Here is a 19,007-nt window from a genome sequence, read left to right on the forward strand (position 1 = left end):
CATGGGGAAGAAGCCAGACATATTAAAATTCAGGGAGATTCTTCATAAGACAGGAGGTAATCTTTCCAAAGTAGCCGTCACGTTCCGTGTGACGCGGAAGACCATATATGACTGGGCTAAGGCAGATGAGCTATTCAAGGACGCTATATCAGATGAAAGAGGTTCTTTAGTGGATGAATGCCTTGTGTCTGCACGTATACTTGCTCTTGGCATCCCTGAGAAAGATGAGAAGGGCAACTTTATTGGATGGCGTGAGCGACCAGATGGGTATATGATTCGGTATCTACTTTCTACACTAGGAAGGAAAGAAGGATTTGGAGAAACACAGGATGAAGAAAATGACCTTCACCGCGAGAACGGCATTGGCATAGACAAATGGATGGAGGAGAACGAAAGTGAAGATTAAACCCCAGAAAATATATGCACCGCTATATCATAACAAGGACAAGTTTATTATCCTCGTCACCGGAGGACGTGGGTGTGAGACACCTACACAAGAGGTCATAATGTCCGATTTGACGATAAAGCAAATTAAAGACATTAAGGTCGGAGACTATGTTATGGGTGACGATGGTACACCGCGTAAGGTTCTTGCAACGATGAAAGGCCGAAGCGAGATGTTCCGTGTCAGACAAACGAGCGCGGAGGATTATCTTGTAAATGACGCACATATCCTCTGCTTGAGGAAAAGCCAGGATTCAATCAACGCAGGAAGATACAATGACTTCGAAGAGTACACTGATATGTGTATTACCGACTATATGAATCGTAGCAATCGTTTCAAGGAACATTTCAGAGGCTATAAGACTGGTTCGATACACTATAAAGAGAGTCCTGTTGAGTTAGATCCTTATCTGCTTGGCTTATGGCTGGGCGATGGAACAAGTATATATCCGCAGATAACAACTCCTGATATTGAAATTGAACAGTATCTGAATGGGTATGCGGAAAACCTAAATTTGCGTCTTTCAGTCAACGGAGTAAAAGGTAAGGCTAAGACATTCCGGCTTGCTAAAAATGGTGGACTAACGAATCCTATAATGGATGTTTTGCGCCACTATGATTTGATTGGGAATAAGCATATTCCACAAGAATACATATCAAACAGCGAAAAGGTACGTCTTGAATTACTTGCAGGATTGCTTGATACTGATGGAACGATGGCAAGAAACGGATACGAAATCACGCAAAAAAGTGAAACGCTTGCAAGGCAAATAAAATATATTGCGGACACTCTTGGCTTCAGGACAAGCATCAACGAAAAGAATGCACGCTGTAGCGGCAAGGATTGCGGTAAAGTATTTCGTGTTCATATCAATGGTGATACATGGAGAATACCTTGTAAGGTAAAAAGAAAAATTGTAAACAAAGCTAATGTTCATAAAAACAAGGACTGGCATTTGTCGCAACTTTCGATAGAGCCTGCCGGGATTGGTGACTGGTGCGGCATTTGTCTTGACGGAAACCAACGGTATTTGCATTCCGATGGGACGGTTACACACAATTCGGGGAAATCGTTCAATGTTTCTACATTCATCGAACGATTGCTTTTCGAGGTGCGTCATCCGTCACCCGAAAAGAGAATCGTCCATCAGATACTTTATACCCGATACACGATGGTTTCTGCCCACATATCCGTCATCCCTGAGTTTATGGAGAAGGTGGATTTAGACGGGCACTCCAAATATTTCAGAAGCACCAAGACGGACGTAAAGAACCTGCGAAGCGGCGGGTGTGTCATGTTCCGAGGCATCAAGACGTCATCGGGTGTGCAGACTGCCAAGCTGAAATCTATTCACGGTATTACTACTTTCGTAGTAGATGAAGCCGAGGAATGGGTATCGGAAAAGGAGTTTGAAACCATCATGCTTTCCATCCGGCAAAAAGGAATCCAGAACCGAATCATTATCGTGATGAACCCTACCGACTCGAACCACTGGGTCTATAAGCGTTTTATCGAGAACACCCACAAGCTGGTGGAGATTGACGGCGTACAGGTGCAGATATCCACCCATCCGAATGTCCTTCATATCCATACCACCTGTTTCGATAACATCGAGAATCTTTCCCCTGAGTTCCTGAATGAAGTCAAGGAAATGAAGGAGAAGAATCCTGAGAAGTATGCCCACACCGTCATCGGCCGATGGGCAGACGTAGCCGAAGGGGCTGTGTTCAAGAAATGGGGTATCGTGGATGAGTTCCCGATGTGGTGCAAACGAGTAGCAATTGGACAAGACTTCGGGTATACCAACGACCCGTCGGCTTCCATTCGGTGTGGTATCATTGACAATGCGTTGTATCTGGATGAATTGGATTATAGAACAGGACTGCTTTCGGGCGACATCATAAAAACCTTGCGGCCTTGGAGTCTGAGGGTGATTGCTGACAGTGCAGACCCGCGACTCATTCAGGAAATCCACAACGGAGGTATCAAAATTTATCCGGTAGAGAAGGGGAGTGGCTCTATTAATGCCGGTATTGACAAGATGCAAGGTATGGAAATCTTTATCACAAAACGTTCTTATAATCTTCAACGGGAGTTTAGAAATTATGTCTGGGCAAAAGATAAGGACGGAAACTATATCAACGAGCCGGAAGACCATGATAATCACTGCTTCGTAGGTGAAACTATGATAGAAACTTTATCGGGTAGAAAGCGTATTGATTCCATCAAAGTTGGCGAGTATGTGCTTACATCAGACGGCTATCGGAAAGTAAGTAAATTCTTTGATAATGGATATAAAAGGATATTGCATATTCGTCTGATTTTTAGTAACTTTATAGTAGAATTAAAGGCTACGCCTGAACATAGATTTAAAACTAAAAATGGATGGAAACAATTAAAAAACTTGACGGAAACGGACATACTCTATACGTGCAAATCTTTAATGGGAAAGAATATTGTTTATATAACGGAGAACGATATTTCTCTCGTGGAACGAAAAGACTTCACAGGGAAGTGTGGAAATACTTCAATGGAGATATACCAAAAGGATACCATGTTCACCACAAAGACGAAAACACATGGAATAATGAAATTAGCAACCTTGAGCTTGTTGAGATGCACACCCATTTGCGGCTTCATGCGAAAGAACAAAATGAGAATGAAGAAATACTTGCACAACGCAGAAAGAACATGGTTAAAGCAAGTAAATATGCTGCTGAATGGCATGGATCAGAAGAAGGCAAGAAATGGCATAGCGAACACGCTAAAAAACAATTTGCAAACGCAAAGCCAAAGGAGTTCGTCTGTGAATGGTGTGGAAAGACGTTTTCTGCAATGCCGAATGGAATTAACAGATTCTGTTCAAATAAGTGCAAGACTGCATACAGATACCATTCAGGAGTTGACAACGAAACACGGAAATGTAAATGGTGCGGTAGAGAATTTACTGCAAACAAATACAGTAGAACATGGTACTGTAGCAAAAGGTGCAGCGGAAAGTATTCTGCAAGCGTCAGAAATAAAAAAGATTGAGATAATAAGTGATAATATAGCAAGTGTTTACGACTTGGAGGTTGAGGACATGCACGAGTTTTTTGCTAATGGAATTCTTGTACATAATTGCATAGACGCTGCACGCTACTATGTGTTGGGAGAACTTCTCGGTAGGATTATGAAACCGAAAGATGTATCAGGAATATTTGGACATTAAAAAAATAGTATATGAGAACCTTAGAAGAAATTTTAGCTATACCCGAAGTAGAGAGAAAAATCTACTACCTGAAGAAAGGGCGCAAAACCGAGCTCCCCAACGCTCATGCTCTATATAATGACTGGAATCCGAACAAGCACGAGATAGTGATAGACGAGGAGAAATATCCTAAAATTAAAATCACCACCCAGCCTGAGAAACGGATTACAGACCCGACCACCGGTAAAGAGTATATAGAACCAGCAGTGAAGAAAGAGGTCGAACCTAATAGAATTACATTGCCCATTGAGCAGGACATCGTAAACCTTCAGACAGCTTTCACTGTTGGGACAGAACCTGTACTTGATTGCCAACCGGATGAATCAGAAGAAAGCCTTCTTTCTGCCTTGAAGCAGGTGTTTAAGAAGAACAAGTTGAAGTATCAGAATAAGAAACTTGTCCGTGCATGGTTGGCCGAGCAGGAAGTAGCTGAATACTGGTATGTGGTGAAAGATGATGGTTTCTGGGCCAAGCTTAAACGTAAGATTTCAGGAATTTTTGGTAAATCCAAACCTGAGTATCGCCTAAAGAGTGCTATCTGGTCTCCGTTCCGGGGTGATAAGCTCTACCCATTTTTCAATGACAACGGGGATTTGGTAGCCCTTTCTCGTGAGTACAAGAAGAAAGACCTGGACGATGTTGAGATAACGTGTTTCATGACCATTACCAAGGATATGGTCTACCAGTGGGAACTGACGAGCAAATGGACTGACAAAGGATCATTTTCTCATGGATTCAAGAAAATGCCGGTGATTTATATGTACCGTCCGGAAGCGTACTGCGAGAAGATAAAGAGCATGCGCGTCCGGCTGGAGAAACTTCTTTCAAACTATGCGGACTGCATCGATTATCATTTCTTTCCGATCCTCATGCTGTTCGGTGACGTACAAAACTTCTCCGGTGAGTTCAAAAATAGGGTAGTGGAACTTACAGGTCAGGGAGCAAACGCCCAGTATCTTACCTGGTCCCAGGTACCAGATACGGTAAAATTCGAGGTGGAGACACTGCTAAGTCAGATATACGGACTGACCAATACGCCACGAATTTCTTTTGACTCCCTGAAAGGAACCGGTAATGCGGTTTCCGGTGTTACCTTTGACTATGTGTTCATGTCCACCCATCTGAATGTGGAGAACCTGAATGAAACTGTCGGTGAGTTCATGCAGCGACGGGTGAACTTCCTTGTATCCGCCTTGGGTTCCGTGAATACTACTCTTGAAGCAGCCTCCGAGACTATCGACGTGGACGTACAGATGCAACCTTACCGGCTGGAGGACATCAAGGATAAGATAGATACCGCCATCAAGGCCAAGGACGGTGAAATCTGGTCTCAGCAGCGGGCTATTACCTTTGTTGGGAATGTAGATTCAGTTTTGGACGAGATTGAAGCCATCAAGGAAGAGCAGGCAGAGAAGCAAAAGAACGACATCGAGAAGCAGAAACAGCTTTCCTCTCTCAAAAGTTCCAGTAACAAATCTGAAGAATAGAACAATTCAGTCAGAAAAATTACGGGCAATATACAAAACAGACGAATGAAAATCTAAAATATTGACTAATTGAATAGCGGTATCTTTCGAGGTGTCGCTATTTTCTTTATCATAGTAAAAACATGAATACTTTTTTTGATATTATTCGTTATTTTACTATATTTGCATCGTAATTAAGTCTTAAACGCTATGAGCTACAAATCAGTTAAAGACGTTGTAACGCTGCTTACTGAAAATGGCTTTTGGTTCGTGAGGCAGAAAGGCAGTCACATGGTTTACACCGATGGCAGCCACGTAGTGATTGTCCCCGACCACGGCAAGAAAGGCGTTGAGAAAGGCACTTATTACAACATTTTGAGGCAAGCGGGGCTTAAATAAGCCCCCTCCTCTTTTGTTTAATAATAAAAGGAGGTATGTATGAAAACCGTTGAAGTAATTGTAGAACATGCTGGAAATAATCTGAGTGCCTATATTGAAGGTGCTCCGGTGATAACTGTCGGCAACGACGTGAAGGAAATCGAGAAGAACATGAAGGAAGCTGTTGATCTTTACCTGGAGTCATGCAAGGAGATGAACATCGCTCCGGTGGAAGTATTACAGGGAGAGTTTACCTTGAAGTTCAAGATAGATGCTGCCACTTTCATCAACTATTATAGCAGTATTTTCACAAAGGCTGCTTTGAGCCGGATAACCGGAATCAATGAGCGCCAGTTGTGGCACTATGCGGCTGGAGTGCACAAGCCACGCAAACAGCAGTTGGAGAAGATTCAGAAAGGTATTAATGCGTTGACAGAGGAACTGGCAGCTATAAATTTGTTGTAGGATATTTATTTTGATGTTTTCAGCGTGATTACCCCAGTAGTCACGCTTTCTTTTTGTCTAAAAACAAACATTCTCCCAATTGTTTCGTATCATTATCCTTAAAATTTCCCCTTCCCTTTCTCTATAAGTAAATTTACCGTATGAAATTATTAATCAAACTCATACGGTATGACAATCTTTGAACAAATCTTGGCAGGACTGCAACAGAAGTTTTCTGGGGTGGACACTGCTACACTTACCCGTATCGCCACCAAAAAGGCTGAGGGTGTAACGGACGAAACGAAGGTAAACTCCATCGTGGAGGGTATCTCATTTCAGGACGTGATGCAAAACTATGGTGATTTCCGTGCAGGACAAGCGCAGACTTCCGCAGTTACCAACTACGAGAAGAAGCATGGACTGAAAGACGGAAAGCCAATCGAGGAACCGGAAGAAAAGAAAGACGAAAAGAAGGATGAGAAAAAAGACGAAGTTCCTGCATGGGCCCAGGCCTTGATTGATTCCAACAAGACTCTTTCTGAAAAGCTGTCTGCTTATGAATCAGAGAAAGCGCAGGCGCAGCGCAATTCTCAGATTTCAGCAGTGGCGAAGAAGTACGGTATTCCCGAATTTATGCTGAAAGACCGCAATATTCCTGAGAACACGGACTTGGACACTTACTTCAAGGACATGAAGCAGGATATGTCTAACAGCGGATTTCAGTTCGCTAAAGCACCTGAAACTGCCGAACAGAAGCAGGAGCAGGAAGCAAGCGAGTTCGCTAAAATGATTGAGGCGGACACAAAATCTATTGTCGAACAACAAAACAAGTAATTTATGGCAGCAGGATTTAAGTACAACATCGAGCCTGAACCGTCTGTAGAGGAACGCTATGACGTGGAGACCGGACGCAGACGCAGAGGCCCATACAAGCTGGACACAACCAACCTTGTCGCTGGTTCGTTCCTCCCATCCTTCACGCCGATTGCCGCCGATCTGGTAAAGAAAACCGCTCAGGTGGCTATCCGTGTGGAAGTCTATGAAAAGTTTACAACCGGTTCTAATACCACGTTGAAAATTAAAAAGAACTCTTTGGCTTATGCCGGCATGCACATTGGGAATGGTGCGCATGGTGCAACTATCAGTTCAATTGATAAAAGTGACAAGGCTTTCGATAAGCTTACTTTGGGAGCCGATTTCGGGGCTACGCTTGAAGCTGGAACCGTACTTTTTGAAGCAAGTGCAGCAGCCGGAACTACACCTAAGGTCATCGCCAATTCAGCTTTATATGAACGTGCAAAGGTGGAGGAAGGCATCACCCTTGTAGCCTTGCTCATGCGGGCGTTTGAGATTGAACCCACTAAGTTGGCTATGCCTTTCCATGCGAAGGACAAGGAGAACATGAAATTTTTCCAGTTTAACGAATAAGAAAGGAGGACTAAGATATGATGCTAACTATCTATACCCTGTTTAACGATCCTAACATCGTTAACGCCGTTATCCAGCGCGTCCTTCAGACCCGTAAGGATACAATCTACTGGCAGCAGTACCTGGACTTCCGCAGAACGACCACCCGCGTATTCAAAGACTATATCGGCCAAGTTACGGGCGTGATGGCCGGTTCCATCAATTCGCGCTATGGAGAGAAGCCAATCCGTGAACGCCGGAACATCGGTTCGGGATATGGTGAAATTGCCTATCTGGGCGACCGCTACCAGATTTCCATCGACCGTTTGTCCGAACTGCAGGACTTGGTGGATAAGTTCAATGCGGCCAAGACCGCCGACCAAGTTGCCGCCATGCAGGACATCGTGAACTTCATCTACGATGACTATCGCCAAGTGCTTCTTGCCGCTCACAAGCGAATGGACATCGTTGTAGGTTCTTTGTTGATGACTGGTAAGGCTCAAGTGAAGAACAAGGACGACAATGCCGGCGGCATCGACCTTTTGGATATCGAACTTCCATTCAAGTTCATTACGCCCGAAGCTGGTGCGAAGGCTAACTTCATTACCTATCTGCAGCAGCAGATCAATGAGTTGAAAGCCGTTTATGGCAACTTCCCGAAGATGATCATGTCACGAGGAACTTTCGTGAAGAACATCATCGGTTCGAGCGAGTTCGGCGACAAGTTCAAGATGCAGCTCACAGGTAACGAGATGTACATGTCAACCGGACTGATTACTTCCCAACTGGCCTCTTCTGTATTTACGGGCATAGGGCTCCCAGCTATCGAAATCAAGGAAGACTATGTTCTGGACCAGTCCGGCAAAAACGTGCAGATTTACGCAGACAACCGCATCACCCTGCTCCCGCAGGACAAGATCGGTTACATGCGTTTCCACACACCCTACGAAGCCGTGGATGGCGTACCGGGACGTAACTACAGCCAAGCAGATGGCGAAATGCTCATCTCCGGTTATAAGGATGGTAACGGACGCTATCTGGAATATACCGCTGAGTGGATTCCGCAGATTACGAGTCCTAACCTGATTGTGAACTTCGATTTGACCACCATGAACGCATGACAGTAAACGACTACATATCACAGAAGTTTCAGACCTTCGGCATTAACTTGTCGGAGGCTGACCTTTTGGAGATAAGTCTGTCTTCAGGGATATGCGGAGAATATGAGATAGACCCGTCAAACATCGGACTTGTGTCGGTGGCTATGGCAAAGTTCATCCCCTCTCTATTACTCCGTGCCACTTCCATCAGTGAGAATGGTTTCTCTATGTCTTGGAATACTCAGGGCTTGAAGGAATACTACTCTTTCTTGTGCAAGAAGTACGGTCTTGAAGACACGCTGTCAGATAAACCTAAAGTCAGATTCCTATGATATTTGCTCCGCATACATTACAGGTTAAGGTCACCACTCCAATGGACACAGACGAGTTCGGCCGGCCTATTCCCGGTACCGGTGGAGAAAGCTGGCAGGACGTATGCAAGTGCCGGTGTGACGATAACTCCACCAAGGAGTTTACTTCTGAGAACGGCGAGGTGTACCGACCGAATTACCATGTAGTCTGTGAGAAAAGAATCTCACTGAAGGCTGGTGATGAAGTCAGATGTATGGACGGTGAGAATATCCGGGGTACAGGCGAGGTTTACATGGTCAAGAATACGAATTATTTTGGTTACTCAGAGGTATGGATGTAAAGTTTGACTTTTCGGACGTGGACAGCTTTTTCGACCAAGGTTATGCCGAGGTGAAAGCTGTTGAAGATAAGGTTGGGAAAGAAGCTGTCGATTATGCTGTGAAGAACGGCAGTTATCAGAACCGGACCGGAACGCTCCGTAAGTCAAACAAGTATTCAGTTGAGGATGACGGGCTGGTGATAAAAAACGTTGCTGAATATGCCTCGCACGTCGAATCTAAAGGCTATGAAGTATCAACTGGTGCGGCTCTATACGCTGAGAGACGATTGAAGGAGGAAATCAAATGATAGTGACTACCGACATAGCGAACATACTCTACCGTGATTGCCAGCCTTTCGGCATATCTATCGTTCCCCATGGCAAGAAGTTGACAGGGGCGATGAAGTCAGAAAGAATTGTCATTCACGCCAAGAAGCAACAGCCGGGTACATACTGGAAGAAATCTTTCGCAGAAGTGAACATTTGTGTCCCTGATCTGAAAGAAGGCGAAGCCAATACCATTCGCCTGAACGAACTGGAGAAAGAGGCACAAGGATTGTTTGACGGAGTAACTGGACGTTATGACGGTACCACCTATCATTATTTCATCGACTCAATAGGAACAGAGGAGGACACTGCCTTAAAGTGTCACTATGTGAATGTAAGAATTTTGTTTGAAGTTTTAAATGTGAAATGATATGGCATTGAAACCTTTTATTGGAATCAAGAGAATTTGGTACGGCGATGTGTTTACAGCAGCCGTAACAGCGGCCACCTTGAAAGAGTGGCTGGAAACAGCAACCGAAGTGAAAAACTCTCATCAGGATACATGGAGCTATACCGAGGATGATCCTACCTACACCGACTATATCAATGAACTGACTGGTGGTGTGTATTATCGTGACGTGACCGCTAAGGGAGCAAAGACCATAGCGTTCACAATGGGTGAATATGAACTGGATGACCTTGTTGCTCTTCGTGGCGGTGAAAAGGTGGGAACAGATGAAGGATGGAGTTCCCCGGATTCTCCTACTATTATGAATATGGGTATAGTTGGTCAGACCAAGACTGGTAACTATATTGTCTTCTCAAATGCTGCTGTTATCGGTAAGGGAGATCAGCAGGAGAAGAATATCGGCTTAGGAGTTTCTGCCGTTGCTATGGATAACCCGAATGAAGGTGTTAAGTCTGACTATTTGTTTGATGGGACAAAAGTAGACGCAGCAGCTTAAGTTTTGGCAAATTGATTATTTAAGGACGGCGGTGGGTGATTGCTCACCGCCATTTTAGTTTTAATTATGTTGAACGAAGGTGCAAGATTAATAACAAGCGCGATTCTTGGGATGGATTTCAAGAGCGTGACGGTAGCAGGGAAACTATATACGATAGCTCCACCTACCATGAAGAAAATAGCCGGTGCCGGACATTGGTTATCAGGGATGGAAGGAGATACAATTAAGGACGTGATCATGTCTGGAGGGAACATAGATGCGTTTGCGCACGCCTTGTCGTGGTTCATACAAGGTGATGACAGTCTGTTTGATGAATTGTTACAAGGTGACGAAAGAGAAATAAGGGTGGCTTTGAATGAGGCTTATTCCTTGCTTTCAGTTGAGGATTTTATAGGGCTATCGGGTTTAGCAAGGAATGTAGCAAACCTGATAGCAAAACCGAAGCTGTAGGTAATGACTGCTTTTTAGGGCAGATTGCGTCATTCATGGAGAATCTTCATCTTACATACACGGAAGTTATGGAAGTGATACCATATCGTAATCTGGTGATCATGCAAAAAGATAAACTTCATACGGCATCGGGTGAAGTGATGAAAGAGGTTTCCGATGCAGAGATGTTCAAGAACAGAAAATTCGATGAATAATGGCAACACTATACTTTAAAGTCAGTTCCAACTTTGATGAGGTTATCCGTTTGAGACAAGAATGTGAGAAACTGGAAATGCAATTGCTTAAGATGGATAAGCGTAAATCTCCAGCGGCTGTGGCTACTTTGGAAACTCAACTTGCATCAGCCCGACAGCAGATGATGGGGTTGGTAACTGAGGCGGCAAGAGCCGGTGCGGTGATGGAGAATGATTTCAAGACAAAAATTTACAACGCATCACAAACTGTAAATGATTTTACTCAAAAGATTATTGACCAGAAAAAGGTGGTGAAAGATGTGGAGTATGATGTCAAACGATTAGCAGAAGCATACAAAGTTTCCTTAAAAAGAAATCCATTTGGTGCAACAGAGCAACTTTCAGAATATAAAGCTGCTAAAAAAGCTCTTGAAGAAGAAAAAGCTGCTTTATTTGGACTGACACAGCAACAAGCAGAGGCTCGACTTTCTGTAAAGAAACTAAAAGATGAATATTCTGCTTTTAGAGAAGAAGCCGGAGAAACGGCACAAGCGAACGAAAAGATGTCTCTCTCATTAACAAAAGTATTGGGAATTATAGGAGGTGTAACAGCGTTAAAAGGATTCGCTTCTGAACTTATACGTGTTCGTGGAGAATTTCAATCTATGGAAACGGCCATTGAAACATTGGTTGGTAAGAATATGGCCAACAAACTAATTCCTCAAATTAAAGAGTTGGCAAAAATTTCTCCACTAACTATGTCTGACATGGTAGGTGCGGAAAAAATGATGCTTGGGTTTAATATTCAAGCAGAAGATACTATTAGATATTTACAGGCATTATCAGATATTTCAATGGGAGATAGCGTAAAATTTAATTCTCTTACTTTGGCTTTCTCCCAAATGTCAGCAGCCGGAAAACTGATGGGGCAAGATCTGAATCAAATGATAAACGCTGGGTTTAACCCATTACAAGTTATTTCAGAGGAAACAGGAAAATCTATTGCCACATTAAAAGATGAAATGTCAAAGGGGGCTTTGTCGGCAGAAATGGTGCAGCAGGCATTTATAGATGCAACTTCAGCCGGAGGAAAGTTTTATCAAATGTCAGAGAATGCTTCCAAAACAATAAATGGTCAAATCTCAATGATGCAAGACGCATTAGATACAGCTTTCAATGAAATAGGCCAAGCATCCGAAGGAGTTATTATGAAAGGCATTCAAGCTACTACTTCATTGATACAAAATTATGAAACGGTAGGTAAGGTGTTGATAGGACTAATTGCAACTTATGGTGCTTATCGCGCTGCTCTTATGCTCGCAACCGTGGCCACAAGTAAACATACCATAGCAGAAATAGCATTAACAAGTGCAAGGGTTATTGCAAGAAAAGCGCAAATGCTTCTAAATGCGGCAATGTTGACTAATCCTTACGTGGCTGTAGCTACGGTGTTGGCTGGATTAGTGACCACGATGTGGGCATTTCATGATAGTTCAACAGAGGCCGAAAAAGCCCAGAAAAGGTTGAATGAGAGACAGCAGGAAGCACAAAAGGAAGCTGAAGAACATAAAAGAAAGATTGATGCTCTTGTTGAAAGTTCGAGAGATATAGCTTTATCTGACTTACAGAGAGAGCAAAGCTTGGCCCAATTACGAAAAGAATACCCTAAAATCTTCGCTCAGTACGACATTGAGAGTATTAAATTGGCCGATATACTCAAACTTAAACGGCAGATTTCCGAAGAAGATGCAAAACGTGCAGGAGAAAGGCAAAAGAATGATTTTGCTGAATTAAACAAGAGGATAGCAGTAGAGGAATTTAATGTAACGATAAAGAAAGGCACACAAGCTGCACGTGAATCTCTAAAAAAACTTGAGGGATTGTATCATGATAGGGATGCTATTTTGCAAGAAAGGGGAAAAGGCATTTCCGAACAATTCATTTCCAGTTTAAAGGATATTGATATTAACGAGTTTGACCGATATATATCAGAACTCGAAAAAAGGATAAAGGGGAAAGGCGAAAATGGTAAGATAAAAATGCGTCTTCCTATTGATGTAAAAGGTTCTTTGTCTGATGAAGCGTTATTTGAAGTGAAAGACATTAAGACGCTTATTGATACAGCTAAATCAACAAGACAGTCACGTATCGATGCAAATAAAAATCAAACCACCTACCAACAAGATCTTGCAGCAGCAAAAGCTGACTGGGAGAAAGCAAAAAAAGGATATGATTCTCTGATTAAAGACCAGAAAGCCACATCTGAGCAGGTAAAGAAAGCCCGTGAAGAAATGGAGGCAAAGGAAAAGGCTTACAAAGAACTTGGAGGAGATGTGGATAAGAAAAAGCAAGTAAAAGGCTCTTCTCCATTCCCTAAATTTGAACAGAATTATTCCCAAGAACTCGAAAAGCAAGCAGATGCCGCAGAAGAGGCCACCGCAGATACCATCAATGATATGGTTCAAACAATGCTGGACGGACTGGACGCCGAACAAGAGGCCATGTACAAGTATCTGAGGAACTACGGTACATTCAGGGAGCAGCAACAGGCCATCACGGAGGAATATTCCAAAAAAATAGCAGAAGCGGGTGGGGCAGATACGTGGCAGGGGAAACTGCTGGGCAAAGAGAGAGACCAGGTGCTTTCTGACCTGTATGTGAAATCGGAAGATACCGCATCGGCCATATCTCGGCTGTTTGGCGACATGAAAGACAAGACACTTGGCGAGCTTCAGGACATCAACCTGAAAGGAAGCGAAGCTTTGGAGTTCCTGAAGTCCGGCGAGTGGGACGAGGACAAGGGTGCCATATTCGGGATTACCAAAGAACAGTTCGATACCTTGAAGCAGTCACCTGAAGCATTGGAGGCCATTTCAAATGCCTTGAATGACAACAGACATGCGACGGATAGATTGAGGCCGGCATACGGCAAGGTGGAGGACGGTCTAAAGAAGATGTTTGACGCAGGAGACGACAGCAAGAAGCTGAAGGAGGCGCTTACTGACATCCGGGACGGGCTAGATGAAATCATCCAATTGGGCTCGTTTGCGTCGGACGTATTCTCCAACATGGGAGATGCCTTTGGCTCTGATATGCTCAAGGGGGTATCGGACGGCATCAGTGTAGCGATGGATACAGTCAATGCTACCATGACCGGGGCACAGGCAGGTTCCATGTTCGGGCCGATGGGTTCCATTGTTGGTGGGGCGGTAGGATTTGCCACCTCACTAGCAAGCTCCATTGCCGGGATGTTCGGTGCAGATTATTCGGAATACGAGAATATGAAAGCCCAGTACGATACGCTGATTTCAGTTTGGGATACGCTTATTGGAAAGAAGACCGAATACATTGATATCGATTATGGCGTGGAGGCGCAGAAGGCGGCGGACGAAGCGGCAAGGCTGGTAGGTATACAGATACAACGGCAAAGGCAGTTGGCGAAGATGCTGGCAAGCAGCGGGTCTAGCGTCGGGTCGCACTCGCTGGCCTACAGGGTGAACGACCGGATGAACTCAAGCGACTGGAGCAACCTCTCGGTACTGGTCGGGAAGCAAGTGGGAACCTTGCAGGACGTGCTGAACCTCGATGCCGACGTGATAGGAAAGGTGCTTCAGGACGAGCATTTCGTCTCCGTGCTCACCACCGTCAATTCGGACTTCATCGAGTACATACAGAACATTGAAAAGTACAGCGAGCAATTGGGGGAAATAGCCGAGAAGGAGCGTGAGGCATTGACAGGCATCGGGTTTGACGCCTTCAGGGACGGCTATTTGGACATGCTATCCGACCTTGAAAGCACCAACGAGGACTTTGCCGATAACTTCGAGAAGAACCTACAGAATGCCATACTATCGTCGTTGGTGGCCAACAAGTACAGCGACCGGATAAAATCGCTGTATGAAGACTGGGCGAAGGCTGGAGAAGACGGACTCACGTCACGGGAGGCCGAGGAACTGCGCCGGGAGCAGCAGCAAATCGTAGAGGACATGCTGGCCGACCGTGAGCAACTGATGGAAGATTTCGGATGGAGTTCTTCCTCTGAACAACAATCCGCTTCAAGTCGCGGCTTTGGCACCGAAATGACACACGAGGATGCAGGTGAATTAAGTGGACGGTTTACCGCCGTGTATGAGTCCAATCTTAGGATAGAAGCTGCTGAACAACAGCAGACGGTTGCTATTACCGAGCTTCGAGGTTCTATTAGTGCGTTGACTGCTCAGGCATCGGGTATATACAACATCGCCGACGAAACGCGTACTATTCTGGCTAATTCCTATCTGGAACTGCAACAGATCAGAGAGAATACAGGCGAAATCGTAAAACCTATCAAACAGATGCAGGCTGACATCGCTGAAGTGAAACGTAATACATCAAGACTATGACAGGAGATTTATTTATAAATGGGAAAGACGCCTTCTCTACGTGGGGCGTCCGCATGGGAGATGGTTTCCTTGATTCTATTGACGGATTCAACCAAATGAAAGACTACATTGAGAACGAAAGCCGTCTGGAGCATGGTAAGCGTGTGATAACAGATAACGCAAAAGTGGATTCGCGCGAAATCACTCTTCAGTTCACTATTGAAGGCAGTTCGAAAAGTGATTACCGAAGCAAAAAGAAATCTTTTCAGGCAGAACTGGAGAAAGGTGCCGTGAATATCAAAGTCCCCGTTCTCGGAAGCGAGGTTTACAAGTTGGTTTACCTGGGGAAAAGCATCTCTTATGGATTGAGTTGCGACAGGTGTTTTGGTAAAGTATCGAGCAAATTTGAAGAGCCAAATCCAGTGGACAGGAGCGAATAACAAACCTTTTCCCTATTGTTTCAAATGGAAGTCCAAATTTTTAGGGCTTCCATTTTCTATTTCTGAACTTTGGGGATATGATTGAAATTAAAGACATATCCGGACAATTAAGATTTTCGACAGCCATTAACAAGGGTGCGAAGGGAAAGTTCACGCTGATGAAGGAGGATTATATTATTCTTCCTTTCTCCGTGCCTTCTCCCATTCAGTTCAAATTGGGCGATTACGTGGACCTGGCTGGAGTGCTTGATGAATCTCTTGGCGGCAAATTGGGGAAAATATATGAAATAACCGATCTGCAAAAACCGACTTACAACACATCTACCGGCGCCTATGACTACAAGCTTCAGATGAACGCCTATTACTGGAAGTGGAAAAACAAAATCTTCAAATACACTCCTGAACAAGCTGGCAGCGAAGCATCATGGTCGCTTACCGCTTCTCTTGATGTTCAGTTGGGAGTGTTCCTTCGCAATCTGAAAGCCTTAGGATATACTTACCGTGGGGCAGACTTTACTTTCAGCATAGATGATACTGTAGAGAACAAAGCCGTGGCAATGACCTATGACAACATGAACTTGTTGGACGCTTTGTTTTCTATGGCGGGTGAGGATAAGTGGAACTGCGATTGCTGGATAACGGACAACGTTATTCATTTTGGGCGAAATGAATTCGGAGATGCCGTTAAGATCGAGCGTGGTGTCGAAGCGTCGAGCATCACCCGCAGCGAAAGTCAGGGCACTTATGCCACCCGCATCTATGCGTTTGGCTCAACGAAGAATATCCCTACAAACTATCGTCCCACTGACGAGCAGGCTGTAATCAATGGCGTAGTCCAGAAACGGCTGATGCTCCCTGCCGACACTCCCTATATAGACGCATACGAAGGGATGTCGCAGGAAGAGGCCATTGAAGATGTCGTAGTGTTCGATGATGTCTATCCTCGCCGAGTGGGTAATCTTTCTGATGTTCATACCCGCACCGAAGAAGTAGAGAATGAGGACGGTACAAAAGAAACCGTTACGTACTACCGCTATAAAGATACCGGACTGGAGTTCAAGGATGAATATATTCTTGAAGGACAGGAGTTGAAGATTAAGTTTCAGTCCGGAAAACTAAACGGATTGGAGTTCGGTGTGATCTTCAACCCCGAACCTAAGGATGAAACTCGTGGTGATCAGCTTTGGGAAATCGTCCGGAACGAGGATTACGGCCGCCCGTTGCCAGACGATATGATGTACCCTGCCGACGGAGACGAATATATTCTTTCGGGTTTTGACATACAGCTGGTGTCCGACCAGTATGTCCCAGCAGCCGAGCAGGAATTAAAGGAGAAGGCACAAAAGTACGCCGACAAGGTAAAGAAGGACGACGGTACTTACCCTACAACTTTGGCGAGCAAATGGGTACATGAAGACCCGATTTTACGTACATACGAGTTTGGGCAACGTATCAATCTGGTGGACGACACCTACTTTGAAGTCGGGCGTATTTCCCGTGTTCTTGGCTGGGAAATGAACTTGGATATTCCTTGGGATAGTCCAGTCTATACCATCGGTGAAAGCATGCCATATTCACGTATCAGTGAGATTGAGGATAAGGTGGATTCACTTACATATAAAGGTCAGACCTATGTCGGTGGAGGAGGTGGCGTTTACCTTATTAAAGCAAATGATAAAACAGCGGCATCTGACAGTAATGCGTTTTCGGCATTGAGGTCGCTGAAAGAATTTGTCAGAAAGAAAGTCGATGATACAGTTATAGGTATCCTTACTTTTTTGCAGTCGGCTATTTTCCATGCCGGTGCGATTTTTGGAAAAAACGGCTATGCTTCAGGTATGACCGGATTTGGGGCAAAGATCGATGAAAACGGAAATGCTGAAGTAGAATCCCTGACATCGCGTCGCTATATTGAAGCTCCCGAATTTCGGTTTAACAGCATCGAGATATTTTTGGGTGATAAATGGAGGGCACCTGGAGGCGGACTGATTGATAAGGTGGATGTTGAGAGCAAAACCTGTACGTTGAAGCTGGAGGACGGGCAAATCGGCGCAGTAGCTGTCGGTGACATCTGTATGGGTATATTTCACTCTCTTACATCTTCTGACAATGCCACTGAAGATACGGATGACAGTAGAGGTAATCGAACCTTTGCAGGATTCTGCACGGTTTATTTTACGATTACCGAGGTGATGGGTGACAAGAACGAGCAGTTCAAGTACCAGATTCGGCCCGTCTCAGACAGTTGGAAATATTCTTTCGACCCTTTCGAACAGATGAAGTTTGTGGCATACGGCAGTTTCACGCGTGAAGACAGGCAGACATCTGTTTACGAAACCCGTACTTATACAAGGTATCTGTGGCATCAGAATACCTGGGAAATCGGTAAGGGTAACATAGCCAAGCAGTCCGGAGACCTGTCGAACCTGAACGTCTTTGGCCTGAATATGGAAGGGTATTCGGAATACACGACCGATGTTTATTTTACCGGGAAAATCATGCAGGTAAAGCCGGATGGCACTCCCGTCCGCACAGCCAACGACCGCGGCGCATGGGAGGATCTTGTGAAGGAAGAGGGCAAGAAGCTGTGTGATTATTATGATCGCGTGAGCCACGACGGATGCCTTTGGCTGTGCGTCAACGAAGCGGGTACGGATGCCGAACCGTCGGCGGACAGCGTGGACTGGCTGTTGCAGGTGGACAAGGGTACCGACGGAACGTCGTTCAACCTGCTTGGTGAGAAAAGTAGTATAGAAGAACTCCCTTCCGAGGGCAACCATCCAAACGATGCCTGGATAGTGGACGGCAACCTGTACGTATGGAACGGTACGAAATGGGGTAGCGCAGGCAGCATACAGGGCCCGGCAGGTGCTTCCATCTCTAATTTAGGAGGCTGGTATTCCGGTCTTCAGGTTCCTTATTTAGGCATCGTCCGCATGGGGTGGGGCTCGTGGATGTGCAGGTTGAAGGAAGGCACGCAGAATCCACCGCTATGGACGTGGACGGACAGCGCCGGAAACAGATTGATCTTTGCAGAGGATGGACAGACATTCGGTTATCTGCTGACTGGTGAAGTGAATTCCGATGAATATACGCTGGTGGCCAGCGATGGCGAACAGGGTTTAGAAGGAGTGCCCGGAAAGGACGGAGTACCCGGTGCACCGGGACAGGACGGAAGGACTTACTACACGTGGATTCGTTATGCCGATGACGCACAGGGCAACGGCATT

General features: G+C 45.0%; 18 protein-coding genes and 3 pseudogenes. All 21 read left to right on the plus strand.

Annotation, left to right across the window (positions count from 1 at the left end):
- Position 1 precedes the first annotated feature (1 nt).
- Positions 2-406: a hypothetical protein gene (locus Q3C19_RS09065; RefSeq protein WP_302728767.1), complete on the plus strand. Its 405-nt coding sequence runs from the start codon at positions 2-4 to the stop codon at positions 404-406.
- Positions 396-1,313 (plus strand): annotated as a pseudogene (locus tag Q3C19_RS18410) (Hint domain-containing homing endonuclease); the annotation flags it as partial. The gene Q3C19_RS09065 and the pseudogene Q3C19_RS18410, both read left to right, overlap by 11 nt.
- Before the next feature lie 192 nt (positions 1,314-1,505).
- Positions 1,506-2,612 (plus strand): annotated as a pseudogene (locus Q3C19_RS18415) (PBSX family phage terminase large subunit); the annotation flags it as partial.
- Positions 2,613-2,830: 218 nt separating this feature from the next.
- Positions 2,831-3,478 (plus strand): HNH endonuclease signature motif containing protein, encoded by a 648-nt coding sequence (locus Q3C19_RS18420; RefSeq protein ID WP_368045234.1) that lies wholly within the window; start codon positions 2,831-2,833, stop codon positions 3,476-3,478.
- Between the two features lie 16 nt (positions 3,479-3,494).
- Positions 3,495-3,656, plus strand: a complete 162-nt coding sequence (locus tag Q3C19_RS18425) for a hypothetical protein (protein WP_368045235.1) — start codon at positions 3,495-3,497, stop codon at positions 3,654-3,656.
- Positions 3,657-3,667: 11 nt separating this feature from the next.
- Positions 3,668-5,182, plus strand: a complete 1,515-nt coding sequence (locus Q3C19_RS09075; protein WP_302728771.1) for a phage portal protein — start codon at positions 3,668-3,670, stop codon at positions 5,180-5,182.
- Between the two features lie 189 nt (positions 5,183-5,371).
- Positions 5,372-5,560, plus strand: a complete 189-nt coding sequence (locus Q3C19_RS09080) for a type II toxin-antitoxin system HicA family toxin (RefSeq protein WP_117671892.1) — start codon at positions 5,372-5,374, stop codon at positions 5,558-5,560.
- A gap of 39 nt (positions 5,561-5,599) precedes the next feature.
- Complete coding sequence (locus Q3C19_RS09085; RefSeq protein ID WP_277122645.1) at positions 5,600-6,004, plus strand: antitoxin HicB; 405 nt, start codon at positions 5,600-5,602, stop codon at positions 6,002-6,004.
- Between the two features lie 168 nt (positions 6,005-6,172).
- Entirely contained in the window at positions 6,173-6,817 is a 645-nt protein-coding gene (locus tag Q3C19_RS09090; protein ID WP_302728782.1) for a hypothetical protein, read from the plus strand.
- A 3-nt stretch (positions 6,818-6,820) separates the two neighbouring features.
- The gene (locus Q3C19_RS09095) at positions 6,821-7,411 is read left to right on the plus strand and encodes a head fiber protein (protein ID WP_277122641.1); all 591 of its coding nucleotides are present in this window, start codon (positions 6,821-6,823) and stop codon (positions 7,409-7,411) included.
- A gap of 17 nt (positions 7,412-7,428) precedes the next feature.
- Positions 7,429-8,511, plus strand: a complete 1,083-nt coding sequence (locus tag Q3C19_RS09100) for a hypothetical protein (protein WP_302728784.1) — start codon at positions 7,429-7,431, stop codon at positions 8,509-8,511.
- Positions 8,508-8,822 carry a DUF6706 family protein gene (locus tag Q3C19_RS09105; protein ID WP_302728786.1) on the plus strand — a complete coding sequence of 105 codons (315 nt, stop codon included), beginning with the start codon at positions 8,508-8,510 and terminating at the stop codon, positions 8,820-8,822. Before Q3C19_RS09100 ends, Q3C19_RS09105 begins: the two co-directional genes overlap by 4 nt.
- Positions 8,819-9,142 carry a hypothetical protein gene (locus Q3C19_RS09110; protein WP_302728788.1) on the plus strand — a complete coding sequence of 108 codons (324 nt, stop codon included), beginning with the start codon at positions 8,819-8,821 and terminating at the stop codon, positions 9,140-9,142. The genes Q3C19_RS09105 and Q3C19_RS09110 overlap by 4 nt, the downstream gene beginning before the upstream one ends.
- Entirely contained in the window at positions 9,133-9,429 is a 297-nt protein-coding gene (locus tag Q3C19_RS09115; protein WP_277122633.1) for a hypothetical protein, read from the plus strand. The genes Q3C19_RS09110 and Q3C19_RS09115 overlap by 10 nt, the downstream gene beginning before the upstream one ends.
- Positions 9,426-9,818: a hypothetical protein gene (locus Q3C19_RS09120; RefSeq protein WP_302728790.1), complete on the plus strand. Its 393-nt coding sequence runs from the start codon at positions 9,426-9,428 to the stop codon at positions 9,816-9,818. Before Q3C19_RS09115 ends, Q3C19_RS09120 begins: the two co-directional genes overlap by 4 nt.
- Before the next feature lies 1 nt (position 9,819).
- The gene (locus Q3C19_RS09125) at positions 9,820-10,353 is read left to right on the plus strand and encodes a hypothetical protein (protein WP_302728792.1); all 534 of its coding nucleotides are present in this window, start codon (positions 9,820-9,822) and stop codon (positions 10,351-10,353) included.
- A 111-nt stretch (positions 10,354-10,464) separates the two neighbouring features.
- Positions 10,465-10,803, plus strand: a complete 339-nt coding sequence (locus Q3C19_RS09130; protein ID WP_302728794.1) for a hypothetical protein — start codon at positions 10,465-10,467, stop codon at positions 10,801-10,803.
- A 68-nt stretch (positions 10,804-10,871) separates the two neighbouring features.
- Positions 10,872-10,997, plus strand: coding sequence for a hypothetical protein (locus Q3C19_RS09135; RefSeq protein WP_302728796.1), 126 nt, complete (start codon positions 10,872-10,874; stop codon positions 10,995-10,997).
- Positions 10,997-15,358, plus strand: coding sequence for a tape measure protein (locus Q3C19_RS09140; RefSeq protein ID WP_302728798.1), 4,362 nt, complete (start codon positions 10,997-10,999; stop codon positions 15,356-15,358). Before Q3C19_RS09135 ends, Q3C19_RS09140 begins: the two co-directional genes overlap by 1 nt.
- Positions 15,355-15,777 carry a hypothetical protein gene (locus tag Q3C19_RS09145; RefSeq protein WP_302728800.1) on the plus strand — a complete coding sequence of 141 codons (423 nt, stop codon included), beginning with the start codon at positions 15,355-15,357 and terminating at the stop codon, positions 15,775-15,777. The genes Q3C19_RS09140 and Q3C19_RS09145 overlap by 4 nt, the downstream gene beginning before the upstream one ends.
- 77 nt (positions 15,778-15,854) lie before the next feature.
- Positions 15,855-19,007, plus strand: a pseudogene (locus Q3C19_RS09150) (hypothetical protein); the annotation flags it as partial.

Source organism: Bacteroides sp. ET489 (assembly GCF_030518095.1).
GTDB lineage: Bacteria > Bacteroidota > Bacteroidia > Bacteroidales > Bacteroidaceae > Bacteroides > Bacteroides ndongoniae.